18 protein-coding genes and 1 pseudogene are annotated in these 15,414 nt (G+C 72.4%); 10 read left to right on the forward strand and 9 right to left on the reverse strand.

Annotation, left to right across the window (positions count from 1 at the left end):
• Positions 1-733 precede the first annotated feature (733 nt).
• Positions 734-1,129, reverse strand: a complete 396-nt coding sequence (locus tag ACZ4WS_RS41310; protein WP_467988346.1) for a DUF5994 family protein — start codon at positions 1,127-1,129, stop codon at positions 734-736.
• Positions 1,130-1,792: 663 nt separating this feature from the next.
• Between ACZ4WS_RS41310 and ACZ4WS_RS41315 the strand changes: the two genes are divergently transcribed.
• From ACZ4WS_RS41315 to ACZ4WS_RS41325, 3 genes are read left to right on the forward strand one after another with little or no spacing between them, the layout of a single operon-like run.
• Complete coding sequence (locus ACZ4WS_RS41315; protein ID WP_467988348.1) at positions 1,793-2,191, forward strand: STAS domain-containing protein; 399 nt, start codon at positions 1,793-1,795, stop codon at positions 2,189-2,191.
• A gap of 28 nt (positions 2,192-2,219) precedes the next feature.
• On the forward strand, positions 2,220-2,939 hold the full coding sequence (locus ACZ4WS_RS41320) for a GAF and ANTAR domain-containing protein (protein ID WP_467988349.1): 720 nt from the start codon (positions 2,220-2,222) through the stop codon (positions 2,937-2,939).
• Positions 2,936-3,697: a GAF domain-containing protein gene (locus ACZ4WS_RS41325; protein WP_467988351.1), complete on the forward strand. Its 762-nt coding sequence runs from the start codon at positions 2,936-2,938 to the stop codon at positions 3,695-3,697. Before ACZ4WS_RS41320 ends, ACZ4WS_RS41325 begins: the two co-directional genes overlap by 4 nt.
• Here the strand turns inward: ACZ4WS_RS41325 and ACZ4WS_RS41330 are convergent, their stop codons facing one another.
• The 3 genes and pseudogenes from ACZ4WS_RS41330 to ACZ4WS_RS41340 form a co-directional block, all read right to left on the reverse strand.
• Positions 3,698-4,768 (reverse strand): fatty acid desaturase family protein, encoded by a 1,071-nt coding sequence (locus ACZ4WS_RS41330; RefSeq protein ID WP_467988353.1) that lies wholly within the window; start codon positions 4,766-4,768, stop codon positions 3,698-3,700.
• 28 nt (positions 4,769-4,796) lie between these two features.
• Positions 4,797-5,915, reverse strand: a complete 1,119-nt coding sequence (locus ACZ4WS_RS41335) for a ferredoxin reductase (protein ID WP_467988355.1) — start codon at positions 5,913-5,915, stop codon at positions 4,797-4,799.
• A 270-nt stretch (positions 5,916-6,185) separates the two neighbouring features.
• A pseudogene (locus tag ACZ4WS_RS41340) lies at positions 6,186-6,383 on the reverse strand (MmyB family transcriptional regulator); the annotation flags it as partial.
• On the opposite strand from ACZ4WS_RS41340, the gene ACZ4WS_RS41345 reads away from it, so the two are divergent.
• A complete protein-coding gene (locus tag ACZ4WS_RS41345; RefSeq protein ID WP_467988356.1) occupies positions 6,328-6,546 on the forward strand; it encodes a zinc-binding dehydrogenase in 219 nt (72 codons plus the stop codon). The pseudogene ACZ4WS_RS41340 and the gene ACZ4WS_RS41345 sit on opposite strands and share 56 nt — an antisense overlap.
• Before the next feature lie 151 nt (positions 6,547-6,697).
• Here ACZ4WS_RS41345 and ACZ4WS_RS41350 read toward each other — a convergent pair whose 3' ends face one another.
• Positions 6,698-7,504 (reverse strand): metallophosphoesterase family protein, encoded by an 807-nt coding sequence (locus tag ACZ4WS_RS41350; RefSeq protein ID WP_467988358.1) that lies wholly within the window; start codon positions 7,502-7,504, stop codon positions 6,698-6,700.
• Positions 7,505-7,600: 96 nt separating this feature from the next.
• On the opposite strand from ACZ4WS_RS41350, the gene ACZ4WS_RS41355 reads away from it, so the two are divergent.
• Positions 7,601-7,996, forward strand: a complete 396-nt coding sequence (locus ACZ4WS_RS41355) for a TOBE domain-containing protein (RefSeq protein ID WP_467988360.1) — start codon at positions 7,601-7,603, stop codon at positions 7,994-7,996.
• 336 nt (positions 7,997-8,332) lie between these two features.
• On the opposite strand, the gene ACZ4WS_RS41360 is transcribed toward ACZ4WS_RS41355, so the two are convergent.
• From ACZ4WS_RS41360 to ACZ4WS_RS41370, 3 genes are all read right to left on the reverse strand, one after another.
• On the reverse strand, positions 8,333-9,265 hold the full coding sequence (locus ACZ4WS_RS41360) for a LysR family transcriptional regulator (protein WP_467988362.1): 933 nt from the start codon (positions 9,263-9,265) through the stop codon (positions 8,333-8,335).
• Between the two features lie 50 nt (positions 9,266-9,315).
• Positions 9,316-9,441, reverse strand: coding sequence for a helix-turn-helix domain-containing protein (locus ACZ4WS_RS41365; protein ID WP_467988386.1), 126 nt, complete (start codon positions 9,439-9,441; stop codon positions 9,316-9,318).
• Between the two features lie 141 nt (positions 9,442-9,582).
• Positions 9,583-10,077 (reverse strand): molybdopterin-dependent oxidoreductase, encoded by a 495-nt coding sequence (locus tag ACZ4WS_RS41370; protein WP_467988363.1) that lies wholly within the window; start codon positions 10,075-10,077, stop codon positions 9,583-9,585.
• A 204-nt stretch (positions 10,078-10,281) separates the two neighbouring features.
• Here ACZ4WS_RS41370 and modA point away from each other — a divergent pair, with 204 nt between their 5' ends.
• Genes modA through ACZ4WS_RS41385 form a run of 3 tightly spaced genes read left to right on the forward strand, consistent with a single transcriptional unit; the run spans position 10,282 to position 13,027 of the window.
• Complete coding sequence (modA, locus tag ACZ4WS_RS41375; protein ID WP_467988365.1) at positions 10,282-11,103, forward strand: molybdate ABC transporter substrate-binding protein; 822 nt, start codon at positions 10,282-10,284, stop codon at positions 11,101-11,103.
• Complete coding sequence (gene modB / locus ACZ4WS_RS41380; protein WP_467988367.1) at positions 11,100-11,972, forward strand: molybdate ABC transporter permease subunit; 873 nt, start codon at positions 11,100-11,102, stop codon at positions 11,970-11,972. Before modA ends, modB begins: the two co-directional genes overlap by 4 nt.
• Positions 11,969-13,027 carry an ABC transporter ATP-binding protein gene (locus tag ACZ4WS_RS41385; RefSeq protein ID WP_467988368.1) on the forward strand — a complete coding sequence of 353 codons (1,059 nt, stop codon included), beginning with the start codon at positions 11,969-11,971 and terminating at the stop codon, positions 13,025-13,027. Before modB ends, ACZ4WS_RS41385 begins: the two co-directional genes overlap by 4 nt.
• A gap of 88 nt (positions 13,028-13,115) precedes the next feature.
• Here ACZ4WS_RS41385 and ACZ4WS_RS41390 read toward each other — a convergent pair whose 3' ends face one another.
• Positions 13,116-14,054 carry an FkbM family methyltransferase gene (locus ACZ4WS_RS41390; protein WP_467988370.1) on the reverse strand — a complete coding sequence of 313 codons (939 nt, stop codon included), beginning with the start codon at positions 14,052-14,054 and terminating at the stop codon, positions 13,116-13,118.
• 103 nt (positions 14,055-14,157) lie between these two features.
• Here ACZ4WS_RS41390 and ACZ4WS_RS41395 point away from each other — a divergent pair, with 103 nt between their 5' ends.
• Together ACZ4WS_RS41395 and ACZ4WS_RS41400 are read left to right on the forward strand one after the other, a co-directional pair.
• A complete protein-coding gene (locus tag ACZ4WS_RS41395; RefSeq protein ID WP_467988372.1) occupies positions 14,158-14,619 on the forward strand; it encodes a cupin domain-containing protein in 462 nt (153 codons plus the stop codon).
• A gap of 238 nt (positions 14,620-14,857) precedes the next feature.
• Positions 14,858-15,277, forward strand: a complete 420-nt coding sequence (locus tag ACZ4WS_RS41400) for an ATP-binding protein (RefSeq protein ID WP_467988374.1) — start codon at positions 14,858-14,860, stop codon at positions 15,275-15,277.
• The last annotated feature ends 137 nt before the right edge of the window (positions 15,278-15,414 follow it).

Raw genomic sequence — 15,414 nt, forward strand, 5'->3', positions numbered from 1 at the left:
GAAAGGTCCTCGCTTCCTCCACCGTACTCCTGCGGGCCCGAAAGGAGTCCGTCCCGGCTCGCGCGGCCGATCACCGGACGACGTGGGGAGGCGCCTGGTTCCCTGGTGAACGGCACGGTGGCACACGCGTGTTCGACCGCCGCGCAGGAACAGGTGTGGCGGTCGCCGCCGGTGATACGTCCACCGGCGGCGACCGCACCGCCCTGCCGCGCCACCCCCCGGTCGGCGCTTTCAGGGCATGCGGTCCCCGATCGGGCCGCGGCGGCGCGCCGGATGCGCCGGGGCGGGGTCCGACAGGGACAGGCGAAGGGTGCCCAGCCGCACGGGGCGGCAGGGCTACGGGTTCTCGGCGGCTGTGGCCTCGTCTTGGCGCCCGTGGGCTGGGGGCGATGGCACCCGGGGGCAGGGGGCGCGGGAAGTCGGCGTCCGCGACTTCGGAACCGTGATCGGGCTCCCGAAAGAGCCTCGCCCGCCGAGCGTATGCCAGGCGGACGGGTGTGAACAGCCCCGCGGGGCCTCGATGTAAGGACGCTCCTGACGGCATGGCTGCGGGCGCCCACCAGGCACACGCGCACGGGCGGCCCCTCCGCCATCGGCAAACAGCCGGCCCCGTCCACCGTCGGCAAACAGCCGGCCCGCCTCGTCCACCTCGGGTATCCGGGCAGCGCGGCCGACAGCTCACCCCGAGCGGCCTCAGGGCCGCCGGGGTGCGAGCGGTCGGCCCCGGATCTCGTCAGCGGGTGGCGGTCGCCGCCGCTGCCATCAGGTGCTCGGCGTCCGCCGCGTCCACCTCCGGGGGCACGACCAGCAGGTCCCGGCGGCCGCGGCCCGGGCTGAGCAGGCAGACAGTGTGCCGGTCCCGCGATCCGGACTCCCTGCGCAGTCGTATGACGTGGTTGGCGACGAGCAGCCGTCCCGGTGACACCGACCACATCGCCGCGTTCACGCTGACGCCGGCGATCTGTCCCCAGGAAGCCGGCAACGCGCCTATGAGCAGCGGGAGTTCGGACAGCAGATTGCGCGAGCGTGGCCACCATGCCCCGTCGATGCGCCGCGGCACGGCACTGGGCGGCGCCAGCCGCAGGCGGACCACGGGCGGGGAGGGCGGGGACTGAAGGGCGGTGGCCATGAGGGAGCTCCTGTCGGGGGACACGGACTCGGGGCGTACCGGGACTCGTTTGCGGCGGACCTCGTCGCACCCCCATGCCCCGGGGACGGCCCCAGCGAGGAGAGCGGTTCGGTCGAACCATGCGGCAGACAGGGTTCCTTGGCCTCGATACGGCGATGCGACCGGGTCGCGGCCGTCCTCGTGCGTGAAGACGAGGACCGTCGGGTGACGGCCCCGCGGAAGGAGAACGGCTCAGGCAGTCAGAGGGCTGAACCCGCCCCGGGCACTGGGCGGCCCGGTGTCGTCGTGAGCCGAGGACGAGACCGGTCCGAACACCGGCGTACGACGTGCCCTCAGTGCCCCAACCGTACTCCGCCCGGCGGGAAAAGGGACTTCGCAGAGCCCAGGGCCGGCGGGTTCACCACGCGCGCTCCCCTCCCCGATCGGCTCCCGCCCCTGGAACCGCCAGGACCGGTCAGGTACGGCCTCGCCGGTCGAACCTCCGTTCATACGCGAAACGGCACGGCCGCCCGCCTCGCACGGCAGTACGCTGGCCGTACGGCAGCCCGTGCCCCCGGCCCTCTCCGTGCAGTCCCGCTCCGCGCAACAGAGGCTCTGCGCAAGGCGAAAGCCACCCCGCAGACCTAGGAGATGGGTCCTATGGGCTCGCATTCCGATCACGGCTTGCATTCCGATGGCGGCTCGCATTCCGATCGCGGTTCGTATCCCGACCTGTTCGACGAGTGCCGCGTGGTGCGGGCCGGCGGCGAGCTGGACCTGACGACCGTCCCGGCCTTCGCCCGCGACCTGGAGAGCGTCCGTCACGGCACCGGCCGCCTGTTCCTCATCGTCGACCTGAGCGGCGTGACGTTCATGGACGGCAGCGTCCTCGCCCCGCTGTGCGCGGCGTGGGAGGACTGCCACGAGCGGCTCGGGTGGGTGCGTGTCGTCTACGCCCGGCCGGGCGCGGGTCTCGTGTTCCAGGCCGGCGGTCTCCTGGAGCGGTTCCCCCGGTACGCGAGTGCCCAGGACGCCTGGTACGGCATATCCACCGACGACACGGCGGCGGACCGACCCTCGTGATGTACGGGAACCGGTGATCAGCGACGGCATGGCCGACGTCCTGCGGTCGCTGCGCCTCGGCGGGGGCGGCGACCCGGCCCGGGCGTGCGCGCGGGCGCTGGACGCCGAGGGCGTCGCACTGTCGCTCCTCGTGGGCAACGGCCGGACGGCGGAGCCGTTTTGGCACTACCCCGAGCTGAGCGAGCGCTTCGAGGAGCTCCAGTTCACGCTGGGCGAGGGCCCGGGGCCGGACGCGGTCCGCACCGGCTCGCCCGTCATGGAGCCCGACCTCGACCGAGTGCACCCCGACCGGTGGCCCGAACTCCTGAAGCCCACGCGGGAGATGGGCGTGCACGGCGTGTGCTGCTTCCCGCTGGGCATCGGGGCGATCCGGGTGGGCGTACTGACCGTGCTGTGCGCCGCGGACCGGAGGATGAGCGAGCAGCAGTCGGCGGACGCCAGGACCCTGACCGCCGCGCTGACCGGCGCGATCCTGAACGGGGACCAGCGCGGGGGCCGGAGCGAGGACGGGGACCGCGCGTTGCTGGAGCTGCCGTCGCAGCTGCACCGCGCGGCCGTGCACCAGGCCACGGGGATGATCAGCGTCCAGCTCGGGGTGTCCATGGAGGAGGCCATCCTGCGGCTGCGGGCCTGCGCCTACAGCAGTGAGCGCCCTCTTGGCGAAATGGCCGCGGACGTGGTCGCCCGCAGGCTCCGTTTCGACGACGATATGAGCGGGCCGTATTCGCCCGGCAGTGGAAAGGGATGATCAGCATGGCCCGCGAACGACGTCTGGCCGAGATCTTCGTGGAGGTCGCGGACTCCCTCGTCGAGGACTTCGACGTCATCGATCTCCTGCAACGGCTGTCCGCGCGCTGTGTCGAACTGCTGGACGTCTCGGCGGCCGGGATCCTGCTCGTGGACGCGCACGGCGAACTGCAGATCATCGCCGCCTCGGACGAGCACACACGCCTCCTTGAGCTGTTCGCGCTCCAGCACGATCAGGGCCCGTGCGTCGAGTGCTACCGCACCGGTACGGCCCGGACGAACATCAACCTGAGCCGGCCGGAGGTGACGGCGAGCTGGCCCCGCTTCGCCGGACGGGCCCGCGAGACCGGTTATTTGGTCACGCACGCGCTGCCGCTGCGTCTGCGCAACCGGGTCGTCGGCGCGCTCAACCTCTTCCAGAGCACGCCGCAGCCGCTCGGCGAGGAGGACATCGCGCTCGCCCAGGCGCTGGCCGACGTGGCGACCATCGCGGTCCTGCAGCAGCGCACGCTGGCACAGTCGCACGTCGAGAACAGCCAGCTGGAGACCGCCCTGACCAGCCGCATCCTGGTCGAGCAGGTCAAGGGCGTGCTGGCCGAGCGCTGGAACGCCTCGGTGGACGACGCCTTCGCCGCGTTCCGCTCGTACGCACGCGCCCATCAGGTGCGTCTGTCGGACCTCGCCGCCCGGATCATCTCGGGCGACTTCGACACCTTGGTCATCCCGGCGCCCGCGCGGCCCGGTGGTCATCAGGACTGATCATCCCGGCACCGCGTGGCGCACGACGCGCCCCCACATCGATGCGTACTGCCGCCACAACGGCCCGGTGACGTACGGCACGCCGTACTTCTCGCACAGTCCGCGCACCCGGGGCGCCAGTTCGGCGTAGCGGTTGCTGGGCAGGTCGGGGAAGACGTGGTGCTCGATCTGGTGGCCGAGGTGCCCGGACAGTACGTGGAGCAGGAAGCCGCCCTCGAAATCCGCCGAGCCCTGGATCTGCCGCAGGTACCACTGGCCGCGGCTCTCGCCCTCGATGTCCTCCTCGGTGAAGGTCTGTACGTCCGAGGGGAAGTGGCCGCAGAAGATGACCGTGTGCGCCCAGACGTTGCGCAGGCCGTTGGCGGTGAGGTTGCCCAACAGACACGGCAGCGCGGAGGGACCCGCGAGCAGCGGGAAGAGGACGTAGTCCTTGGTGGACTGGCGCACCGCCTTGCGCGCAAGGCCCGCGATCTCGCCGAGCAGGCTCCGCACGCTCTTGCGGCCCGCGGCCACGGCATCCGCCTCCAGGTCGTACAGGGCGATGCCCCACTCGAAGACGGGCGCCAGCAGGGCGGCGTACAGCGGCTGGAGGAGGTGGACCGGCCGCCAGGGCTGGTCCGGGCTCATCCGCAGGATGGTGTAGCCGAGGTCCCGGTCGCGGCCCACGACGTTCGTGTACGTGTGGTGCAGGTGGTTGTGGGTGTGCTTCCAGGCGGCGGCGGGCGTGAGGAAATCCCATTCCCAGGTGGTGGAGTGGATCGCCGGGTCGCCCATCCAGTTCCACTGGCCGTGCAGGATGTTGTGGCCCAGCTCCATGTTCTCGAGGACCTTGGCGGTGGTGAGCATCGCGGTGCCCGCGAGCCAGGCGGGCGGCAGGAGCGAGACGGCCAGGGCGAGGCGCCCGCCCGCCTCCAGGCCGCGCTGGACGGCGATCACCGTACGGATGTACCGGGCGTCCCTTTCGCCGCGTTCGGCGACGACCCCGGCCCGGATGCGGTCGAGTTCGGCGCCGAACTCATCGGGCCAGGATGGGGACTTGACGGGTGGTGCCACTTCGACGGTCGAGGTCACGGAGGCTCCTTGGGGGCTTCGGGCGGGCTCAGCGGTCGAGGACGAGCGGACCTGCCGCGGCATGGACGCAGGTCTGGATCAACTCACCTTCCTCGCCGTGCACTTCGCCGGTCCGCAGATCGCGCACGCTTCCGTGGAGCAGGGGCGCGAGGCAGCCGAGGCAGACGCCCCGGCGACACCCGTACGGCAGCGGCACGCCCGCGGACTCACCGGTCTCCAACAGGGGCACGGACGCACCCGAGTCGGCTTCCACGCCGCTGCGCTCGAACCGCACCCGGCCGCCCGCCGCGTCCGGGGTGGGCGGGAGCAGCGGAGCCGGGCGGAAACACTCCATGTGCAGGCGTTCCACGTGCGGGCGCTCCCCCGCCCAGTGCTCTCGCAGTACGTCGAGCAGACCGGCCGGGCCACACGCCCAGGTCTCGCGGGTCCGCCAGTCCGGGCAGCGCAGGGCGATCTCGTCGACGGTGAGCCGACCGGCGGTACGGGTGTGCTGCTGGTGAAGCCGCAGCCACGGCAACTGGGACGCCAGATCGGCCAGTTCGGCGCGGAACAGGCACTCGTCCGGACTGGGCGCGCTGTGCAGTAGTACGACATCGGGGGCCGGCCAGGGCCGACGGGCGAGCGTGCGCAGGATCCCCATGGCCGGCGTGATGCCGCTGCCCGCCGTCACGAACAGCATCCGGGCGGGCAGCGGGTCCGGCAGCACGAACTCCCCCTGCGCGGGCCCGAGCCGAAGAACCGTGCCGGGCGGTGTGCGGTGCACCAAGTGCGGGGACACCTTCCCACGCGGGTCCGCCTTGACCGTGATGGTCACCTCGCCGCCAGGCGCGTCCGGAGGCGAGGTGAGGGAATACGTACGCCAGTGCCGTACGCCGTCCAACTCAACGCCGACCGGGAGGTACTGCCCCGCGAGATGGCCGGCCCACCCTCGACCGGGCCGGATCACCAGCGTGGCGGCGTCCGCCGTCTCGGCCCGCACCGCGGTCACCACGCCCGCCGGGTGGCGCGCGGACAGCAGGGGGTCGATGAGGCCGAGGTAGTCGTCCGGCAAAAGCGGGGTGGTCAGCCAGCCCAGGGTCGTGAGCAGACGGCCGGGGATGGCCGGGGAGCCCCATGAAAACGGAGCCGGAAACGCGATGGCAGGCATGCGCGGGCCCTTCCGAGGAGACGCCGGGACGGGCTCACGCCAGAGAATCACGGTGGGGTGCCGGACAGGGGGCCCGGGGAGGCGTTCCCGCCAGCCGCCCCACCGCTCCCGCCTGGCAGGGCGTACGCGGCGGGGCGAGGGCCGGCAACGGTGGGGCCGTGGGCTGGAACGACGGCGAGGGCACCCGGGACCGGAATCAGCCCCGAATGGCCGGATCGAACCGGCGTACGGCGCACGGGCGCGTTCGCGACCCCGGAATCCGGGCCGCTGTCACCAAATACCAGACGGTCGGCGGCACCCGTCCGGCAGCGGAACCCGTTGCTGGTCGGGGTCGGTGGCGGCGCTGAGGGTGTCCCAGTCGAGGGTGAGGTCACCGGCGATGGGATGGTGCAGTGCCTTGGTGCCGACGCCCATGGCGGCGACGTGGTGGCCGGCCCACCACTGGCGGAAGTGCTCGTCCTGCACTGACGGACGGGCGGCTCGGCAGACCCTCGGCATCGGTGACACCGGGGCCGACGGCCGGGTCCGCCCCGTCATCGACAGCGTGTTCCCGTTCCAGCAGGCCGGGGAAGCCGCCGACCGCATGCGCGGCAACCAGGCCAACGGGAAGATCATCCTGACGTTGCCGTGACGCCGTCTGCGCCTATGGCGCGTGACGCCGCCCGAGAAGATTCGAGACCGGCGCCCGCCATCCCCGGGGCAACAAGGACTGGCCGGCGAGGTGGTCCAGCCGGCGTGGGCCACGGAGATCATGCGCGAGTACTACTGACTTGCTCCGGTGGTCAGTTGACGAAGACCCTCCTCTCGGCGTCCTCGACGATCCTCTCGGGGACGGGCGGACTCATCAGCGTGGCGGCATAGCGCTCGACGTCCGGGTCGGCCGCCCGGTGGGCGCGGGCGACGGCGTCCGAGACGTCGTAGCGCGTGGTCCTGAGCCGCACGTCCGGGCCGAGCAGGGCCCAGTACGCGGTGCCGGGCTCGCCCGAGTGGTACGGCAGGCCGACGCTTCCCGGGTTGACGCTGCGCAGTCCGGCCACGGCACGGTCGAACTGGAGGTGCGAGTGCCCGGTGACCAGGACCCGCGCGTCGAGTCCGGCGGACAGTTCCGCGAACCGCTCGGGCGGCGTGCCCGGCGTGACCAGCTCGTGGTCGCTGCGCGGCGAACCGTGGCAGAAGTGCACCGGGCCCAGCCCGTCGATCTCGACGCCGAGACCGAAGGGGACGCGCGTGAGGAAACCGATGGCCTCCGGCGAGTGCTGGGCGGCTATCCACGCCTGGCGCGGGGTGTCGGCGACGCGCGCGCCGGTGCCGATCTCGGCCGCGTAGCGGTCGCCGTTCCCCCGCACGCACAGGGCCCGTTCCCCCAGCGAGGCGATCAGTTCGTACGTCTGCTGCGGCTGCGGCCCCCACGTCAGATCACCGCAGAGGACGACCAGGTCGGCCGCGGCGACATCCGGTTCGGCCAGCACTGCTTCGAAGGCGGGGATGTTGGCATGGATGTCGGACAGCACGGCCACCCGCGCCACCGGCCCGTACCGGCGCACGGGCCCTTCCCAGCTCGCCGGGCCGTGCAGCGTGACCTCGTCCATCGGGTATCGGATCCCTTCCGGCAGGGGAGTGGTGGGCCGCGGGCCCGCCAAGGAGTGGCTTGCACCTGCGAGGATCCCGTGCATACCTTGGCGCATATGCAGTCCTACACCATCGGCCAGGCCGCCCGGCTCCTCGGCGTCAGCCCGGACACCACGCGGCGGTGGGCGGACGCCGGTCGCGTGGCCACGCATCGGGACGAGGGCGGGCGGCGGCTGATCGACGGGCGGGACCTGGCCGCGTTCTCGGTCGAGCTCGCGAAGACCGGTGGTGAGGAGGGCGTCACCTCCTACACCTCCGTGCGCAACGCGTTCGCGGGCATCGTCACCGCCGTCAAGCTCGGCGATGTGGCCGCCCAGGTGGAGATCCAGGCCGGGCCGCACCGGCTGGTCTCCCTGCTGACTCGGGAGGCCGTCGAGGAACTGGGCCTGGAGGTCGGCATGGAGGCCACCGCCCGAGTGAAGTCCACCAACGTGCACATCGACCGCACGTAAGGACGACTGGCCTCCCCGCGCTTCATCGTGGCGAGCAGCTCGTCGCCGAACAGGCCCTCCGTCTCGGGGTGCAGCGACCACGCCAAGGACGGTGCCGGCTCGGTCTTCGACCGTGAGCTTCCCGACGCGGACGTCGTCATCCAGTGGTCGATGACAGGGAGGCCGTCCCGGGCGTACGTCGTCGGATATCCGCCGGTCGGGTCGTCGTACAGCACACAGAGCACCTTGGCCATGTCCGGCTCCTCAACTCCGCTGCCGGAAGGCGCCTTTCACGATCCTCGGGGTCGTTTCCGCCGGTCACAGCGAACGTCGCTATGCCGGGATGACCGGGAGCTGTCAACTCCCGCTGCCCAGATACGACTTCAGCAGCACGTCCAGCGCATCCCGTACCCCCGCCTCCCGCGCCACCTTCAACAGCGCCTCAGTCAGGACGGACGCGGGATCCTCCCGTCCGACGACGATCCCGACCCGCGGACCGTGCGCGGGCCCCTCCAGCGGCACCACCCGCATCCCGTCCGGTACGCCGAACATGTGCAGCCACGCGTGCGAGATCACGCTGGACCAGCGGCCGCCCGGCAGATGCGCGTACAGCCCGGCGACGCTGTCCGACTCGATCGCGGGCGCGGCGCTCGCGCCGTCGGCGGCGAAGCAGTCGTCGATGATCCGGCGGTTGCGCATCCGGGGGCTCAGCAGACACAGCGGCAGGGCCGCCGCGTGAGCCCAGCGAGCCGTCGACGCCGTGGCCAGCGGGCCGTCCACCGGAGTGAGGAGCACGTACCGCTCCTCGTACAGCGGTAAACGGCGTACGTGACGCAGGTCGGCGTCGTCGAGATACGTCATCGCCGCGTCCAGCTCGAACGCGGCGAGGCCGTGGGTGATCTCGGCGGACGACAGCGACTCCAGGCTGACCCGGGCCCGCGGATGCCGCTCGCAGAACGGGGTGGTGAGAAGGGAGGCGGCGGGCAGTGCGGTGGGGACGACGCCCAGGCGCAGGGTGCCGGTGAGGCCGCCGCGCAGCGCCGACAGCTCCTGGTGCAGGGCGTCCCGCTCGGCGAGGATGCGGTGCGCCCAGGCGAGGACCACCTCACCCTCCGGGGTCAGCCCCTCGTACCGTCTGCCCCGCCGCACGATCGGCACGTCCAGCTCGTGCTCCAGGCGGCGGATCGCGGCGGACAGCGACGGCTGCGACACGAAGCAGGCGGCCGCCGCGCGGGCGAAGTGGCGCTCACGGGCGAGCGCGACCAGGTACTCCAGCTGACGCAGCAGCACGCGTCACCTCCCTGTCGGCCGGTCAGCGTCGCAGACGCCGGGTCGTCCTGTCACGGCCGGAGCCGGACCTCGCGGCACAGCAGCGCTGCCCGCAGGTCGAGGCGGTCGTCCAGGCGGGACAGGTCACGGCCGGTGAAGTGCTCGATGCGCTGGACACGGTACGAGGTCTCCGCCACGCCGAAGCCCCCTGCGCCGGCGAGGCGGTCGGCCGCAATCTGCCCGCCCCGGCCGGACCGCAGGTCGTCACGGGCACCGCCCGCTACACCTTCGATTCCGCTGACGCGTGACCGGGTGTGGCTCGCCCTCGACGCGGCGGCTCAGTCGAGGGCGTCGTCGCCGGCCCACGGCGTATAGCGACCGTCCACCCGGATCGCTTTGATGCCGCTGATGTGCCGGGCCCCGCAGCGGTCCTGCGGCAGCACTAGCTGCGGGCCCGCCCGGTCGAGTGGGGTGCCGTCGATGCTCACCGCGAGCAGGACGGGGGCGCGGCCGAAGTCGGGGTCGATCTCGGCCCAGCTCAGGAGGGCGTGGTGGCCGTCCGTACCCGTGACCGCGATGAGGAAGCGCAGGCGGTCCTTGCGGCGGGCGGCGTCGAAGCCGGGTCCGGCGTCGGACAGGACGTCGTGCAGCAGCGGCCCGGCGAAGCCGTGGTGCTGTACGCCGCTGGTGGCGCACTCGAAGCTGACCCGGACCCGGTGCCGGGGCCAGGCCAGCAGGTCGGACACCGTCAGCCGGACCGGGCGGGCGAGGTCGCCGGTCAGGGCAAGCTCCGCGAGCGAGTGAGCGGGCGACTGTGTCAGGGACTGGCTCACTGGGCACCACCTCCCGGATGACCGTACCCAGGCAGCGGTCCCGTACAAACGCACATGCGTGCACCCCCACGCCAATCATGCAGCTCATGCGATGCGACAGGAGACTTTCAGCTTGCATCTGCGGCAGTATGATCGGCGCATGCCTGCCCGCAGAGCCCGAAGAGTTCGCATGCGTACCTGAAGCGTCAGAGGGAGTAACCCGTGATGACCCGTTCCGCACGCCGGACCCGCCGGACCCTGCAAGTGGCCGGTGTTGGTGCCGCCGCGCTGCTGGCCCTGAGCGCCTGCTCCTCCGGCTCCGACGACTCCTCGGCGAAGTCGGACCCGTCGGCCTCCGCGTCACCGAAGCTCTCCGGCACGGTCACCGTCTTCGCCGCCGCCTCGCTCCAGGAGAGCTTCACGACCCTGGGCAAGGAGTTCGAGAAGGCGCACCCCGGCACCAAGGTGACCTTCAACTTCGGCGGCAGTGACACGCTCGCGGCGAGCATCACCGCGGGCGCCCCGGCCGACGTGTTCGCCGCCGCCAGCCCCAAGACGATGGCGATCGTGACGGACAAGAAGGATGCGGTCGGCACCCCGGCCACCTTCGTGCGCAACCAGCTGGAGATCGCGACCCTGCCCGGCAACCCCGACAAGGTCGCCTCCCTGAAGGACCTCACCAAGTCCGGCCTCAAGGTCGTACTGTGCGACAAGACGGTGCCGTGCGGCGCCGCCGCGCAGAAGGCGCTGGACGCGAGCAAGCTGAAGCTCACCCCGGTCTCGTACGAGCAGGACGTCAAGAGCGCCCTGACGAAGGTGGAGCTGAAGGAGGCCGACGCCGCCGTCGTCTACAAGACCGATGTGAAGGCGGCGGGTGACAAGGTGGAGGGCGTGGAGTTCCCCGAGTCGGCCAACGCCATCAACGACTACCCGATCACCCTCCTCAAGGACGCGCGCAACGCGGACGCCGCGAAGGCGTTCATCGCGCTGGTGCAGTCCGCCGAGGGCCAGAAGGTGCTGACCGCGGCGGGGTTCCTGAAGCCGTGACCGAGCTGGACAAGTCCGACGCCGAGGTCCTGGTGGGTGGCGACACCCACGGGGGCGGGCCTCGGCGTCGGCGTGTCCGGGCGGGTGTCCGGGGCGGGGTGCCGCTTCCTCTTCTGCTGCCCGCCCTCCTCGGGCTCGCCTTCCTGCTCCTCCCGCTGATCGCCCTTCTGCTACGGGCTCCCTGGCGCAGCCTGCCCGAGCAGCTGACCAGCACGGCGGTCTGGCAGGCGCTCCAGCTGTCCCTGGTCTCCGCCACGGCGGCCACGGCGGTGAGCCTGGTGCTCGGCGTGCCGCTCGCGTGGCTGCTGGCGCGTACGGACTTCCCGGGGCGCGGCTTCGTACGGGCCCTGGTGACGCTGCCGCTGGTGCTGCCACCGGTGGTGGGCGGTGTGGCGCTGCTGCTGGCCCTCGGCCGCAACGGCGTCGTCGGGCAGTGGCTGGACTCCGCCTTCGGGATCACGCTGCCGTTCACCACGGCGGGGGTGGTGGTCGCGGAGGCGTTCGTGGCGATGCCGTTCCTCGTGATCAGCGTGGAGGGCACACTGCGGGCCGCCGATCCGCGCTACGAGGAGGCCGCCGCGACACTCGGCGCCTCCCGTTTCACGGCGTTCCGCCGGGTCACCCTGCCGCTCATCGCCCCCGGGATCGCGGCGGGTTCCGTCCTCGCCTGGGCCCGCGCGCTCGGCGAGTTCGGCGCCACGATCACCTTCGCGGGCAACTTCCCCGGCCGTACACAGACCATGCCGCTGGCCGTGTACCTGGCCCTGCAGAACGATCCGGCCGCCGCGATCGCGCTGAGCCTGGTGCTGCTCGCCGTGTCGATCGCGGTCCTCGCGGGGCTGCGGGACCGCTGGATGACGGCGTCATGACCCCCACCGAGACCCAGGGCCTGGACGCCCGTCTCCTCGTCCACCGCGGCACCTTCCACCTCGACGTGGCCCTCACCGCCGCCCCCGGCGACGTCGTCGCGCTCCTCGGGCCGAACGGCGCCGGAAAGACCACCGCGCTCCGCACCCTGGCCGGGCTCACCGCGCTCTCCGACGGCGGTCATCTGCGGCTGGACGGCGCCGCGTTGGACCGTACGCCGCCCGAGTCCCGCCCCGTCGGCGTCGTCTTCCAGGACTACCTGCTCTTCCCGCACCTGACCGCGCTCGACAACGTCGCGTTCGGGCCGCGCTGCCAGGGCGTACCCAAGGCAGAGGCGCGCGCCCAGGCCGCCGCGTGGCTGGACCGCATGGGCCTGGCCGACCACGCCGGTGCCAAGCCGCGCCGCCTGTCCGGCGGGCAGGCACAGCGCGTCGCCCTCGCCCGCGCGCTGGCCACCCACCCCCGGCTGCTCCTGCTGGACGAACCCCTCGCCGCGCTGGACGCCCGTACCCGCCTGGAGGTACGCGCCCAACTCCGGCGCCATCTGGCCGACTTCGAGGCCGTCGCCGTGCTGGTGACGCACGACCCGCTGGACGCGATGGTGCTGGCCGACCGGCTCGTCGTCATCGAGCACGGCCGCGTCGTGCAGGACGGCACCCCGTCGGACATCGCCCGCCATCCGCGCACCGACTACATCGCCCAGCTGGTCGGCCTCAACCTCTACCGGGGCCGGGCCGAGGGCCACACCGTACGGCTCGACTCGGGTCCGGCGATCACCACGACCGAGGACCTCGCCGGACCCGTGTTCGTGGCCTTCCCGCCCAGCGCCGTCACCCTCCACCGCGACCGCCCCACCGGCTCCAGCGCCCGCAACCTCTGGCAGTGCCGGGTCGGCGGGCTGGAAACCCACGGCGACCAGATCCGCGCGGACCTCATCGGCGAACTCCCGCTCGCCGCCGACCTGACCACCGTCGCCGCCGCCGAACTCGACCTGCACCCGGGCGCGCCGGTCTGGGCGACGGTCAAGGCGGCGCAGACGCACGCGTATCCGGCCTGAGCTCCGCGGGTTCCGCGTGTCCGGCCTGAGCTCCGCGGGTTCCGCGTGTCCGGCCTGAGCTCCGCGGATACTGCGTGTCCGGCCTGAGCTACGCGGACTCCGTGGCGGGCACGGCGTCCGCGCGCACCATCACGCAGTCGAACTCCACCACCCGCCCCGTCGCCGCTTCCCTGGTCACCGGGTACATGCCCGAGATCTCGAACCCGCTGGCCTCGTACGTCGCGATCGCCTCGGCCATCCGGGGGCTGCCCTCGTACAGCCGCAGCGCCGCGACCTCCGACTGCATCCCCACGAAGTCCGCGACGCGCTCCCCGACGCCCGCGAACACCTCCAGGTCGTACCCCTGGGTGTCCATCTTCAGATAGGGCCGCGGGTCGGTGATCCCGGCCAGCGCCTTGTCCATCACGCCGTCGAGCCGGCGGATCTCGATCTCCTCCGTGCGTGTCGTGGCGAACCGCTGGTAGCGGCCCTTGCCGTAATCGCTGGGCGGGAGAAGGGAGTTCATGGTCTTCCAGCCCACGTGGATGGACTCGGTGGCGTCCTCCCGCCCGAGCCCCATCTGGTACACCAGCCAGTCGGGGTCCTTCTCCGCGGTCCGCTGGAGCTTCGCGAACGTCTCCGCCGTGGGTTCGAAGGAAACGATCCGGCCGGTGTAGCCGAGGCGGCGCAACTGCTTGCCGTACTGACCGGAGTTGGCGCCCACGTCGAAGACGCAGTTCACCTCGTACCGGTCGAGGAGGGCGGCGACGTGCTGACCGCACAGGTAGGCGGCGGCCGACAGCTGGAAGCGGCGTTCGTCGGCCGCCGTCGCCTTCTCGTCGAGGAGCAGCCGTGCGCCGGAGTCGCCGAGGGGCACGCCGGTCCACTTGGCGGCGCGACCGCGCGTGATCAGGTCCGCCCCGGGCCCCAGAGGAACCCGCTTGCGCACACCGCGCCGGTAGACCACCGCTGTACCCGAACCAAGATCCAGAACCCGCACCCCTATCCGGGGCAGCAGGCCGAGCGTTCTTCTGTAAAGGGTCGGCATTTCCCTAGCCTTTCAGACAACCCCCGGACTTCACCGGGAGTTGTTCGAACGGATATCCCGCGGTCTCGCCCGCAGTGTCCGACAGCCCCGGAAGGCATGTGAGATGACGTCCCCCGAGACCCCCGCGCTGGCCGCCGCACTGGGTATGCAACCGCACCCGGAAGGCGGCTGGTTCGTCGAGACATGGAAGGCGTCGCCGGCCTTCACGCCCGACGGCTATCCCGGCCCCCGCGCCGCCGCGACCGCGATCTACTTCCTCCTCACCCCCGGAGACACCTCGGCGTGGCACACCGTCCGCTCCGACGAGGTGTGGCTGTGGCACCGCGGCGGACCCCTCGACCTCCTCCTCGGCGGCGACGGCCCCGCCCCCGACCCCGCCCCGGCCCTCGTACGGCTCGGCCCCGCCATCGAGGACGGCGAGCGCCCGCAGGCCCTCGTCCCCGGCGGCGTCTGGCAGTCCGCCCGCCCGGCGACGGACCAGGAGGTCCTGGTCAGCTGCGTGGTGGCACCGGGCTTCGACTACGCGGACTTCCGCCTCATCGGCGGGTCGGCCGGATCCGTGTAACGCACCGTCATGACCACGGGTATGTGAGGGCGGCCCGCCTCGCGGCCGGGGTGCGGCCGAGCCCCGGGACGCCCGCATGCTCTTGGCGGCTTTGTGACGTACGGCGCTGGTTGCGGATCATCCGGGGCGGGCATCACCCCGGGGCAGGACCGGCCGCGCGCCCTATCGCGCGGGTCCCGGCCGGCGGGGGGTCCGGCCGCCGGGGGCACCGGTTGTCCTGGAGGGGATGTGAGGTGTCATGCGTGCGCACCAGCGCGCCGTCCGCCAGACCGCCCGCGTCGAGTACACGCTGCCGCGCACGGCAGTTTCGGCGGGCAGGGCCCGCAAGCTGACCTCGGCGTTCCTCACCCGGCCACGGCCGCGGCTGGTGGCACCGACCGCCGACCAGGTCGACGACGCCACACTGATCGCCTCCGAACTGGTCGCCAACGCCGTCCGGCACGGCCGCACCGGCTGCCGGCTCAGGCTGCAGCTCGGGCACGGGGAAGTGACCGTCGAGGTCCACGACGACAGTCCCGGGAGGCCCCGCGTCGGCCCCATGGACGCCGAGTCGGAGAGCGGCCGCGGCCTCGCCATGGTGCAGCTGCTCGCCCACCGACTGGAGGTCGTCAGCCCCGGCTTCGGCGGCAAGACGGTGCGTGCGGTGCTGGCTGTCTGAACGCCGGGAAATTCGCCGGGAATTCATCCGGAAAACGCCGGTGGGGGGGGGGGGGGGGGGGGGGGGGGGGGGGGGGGGGGGGGGGGGGGGGGGGGGGGGGGGGGGGGGGGGGGGGGGGGGGGTGGGGGGGGGGGGGG

The organism is Streptomyces sp. NPDC029292, assembly GCF_055569295.1.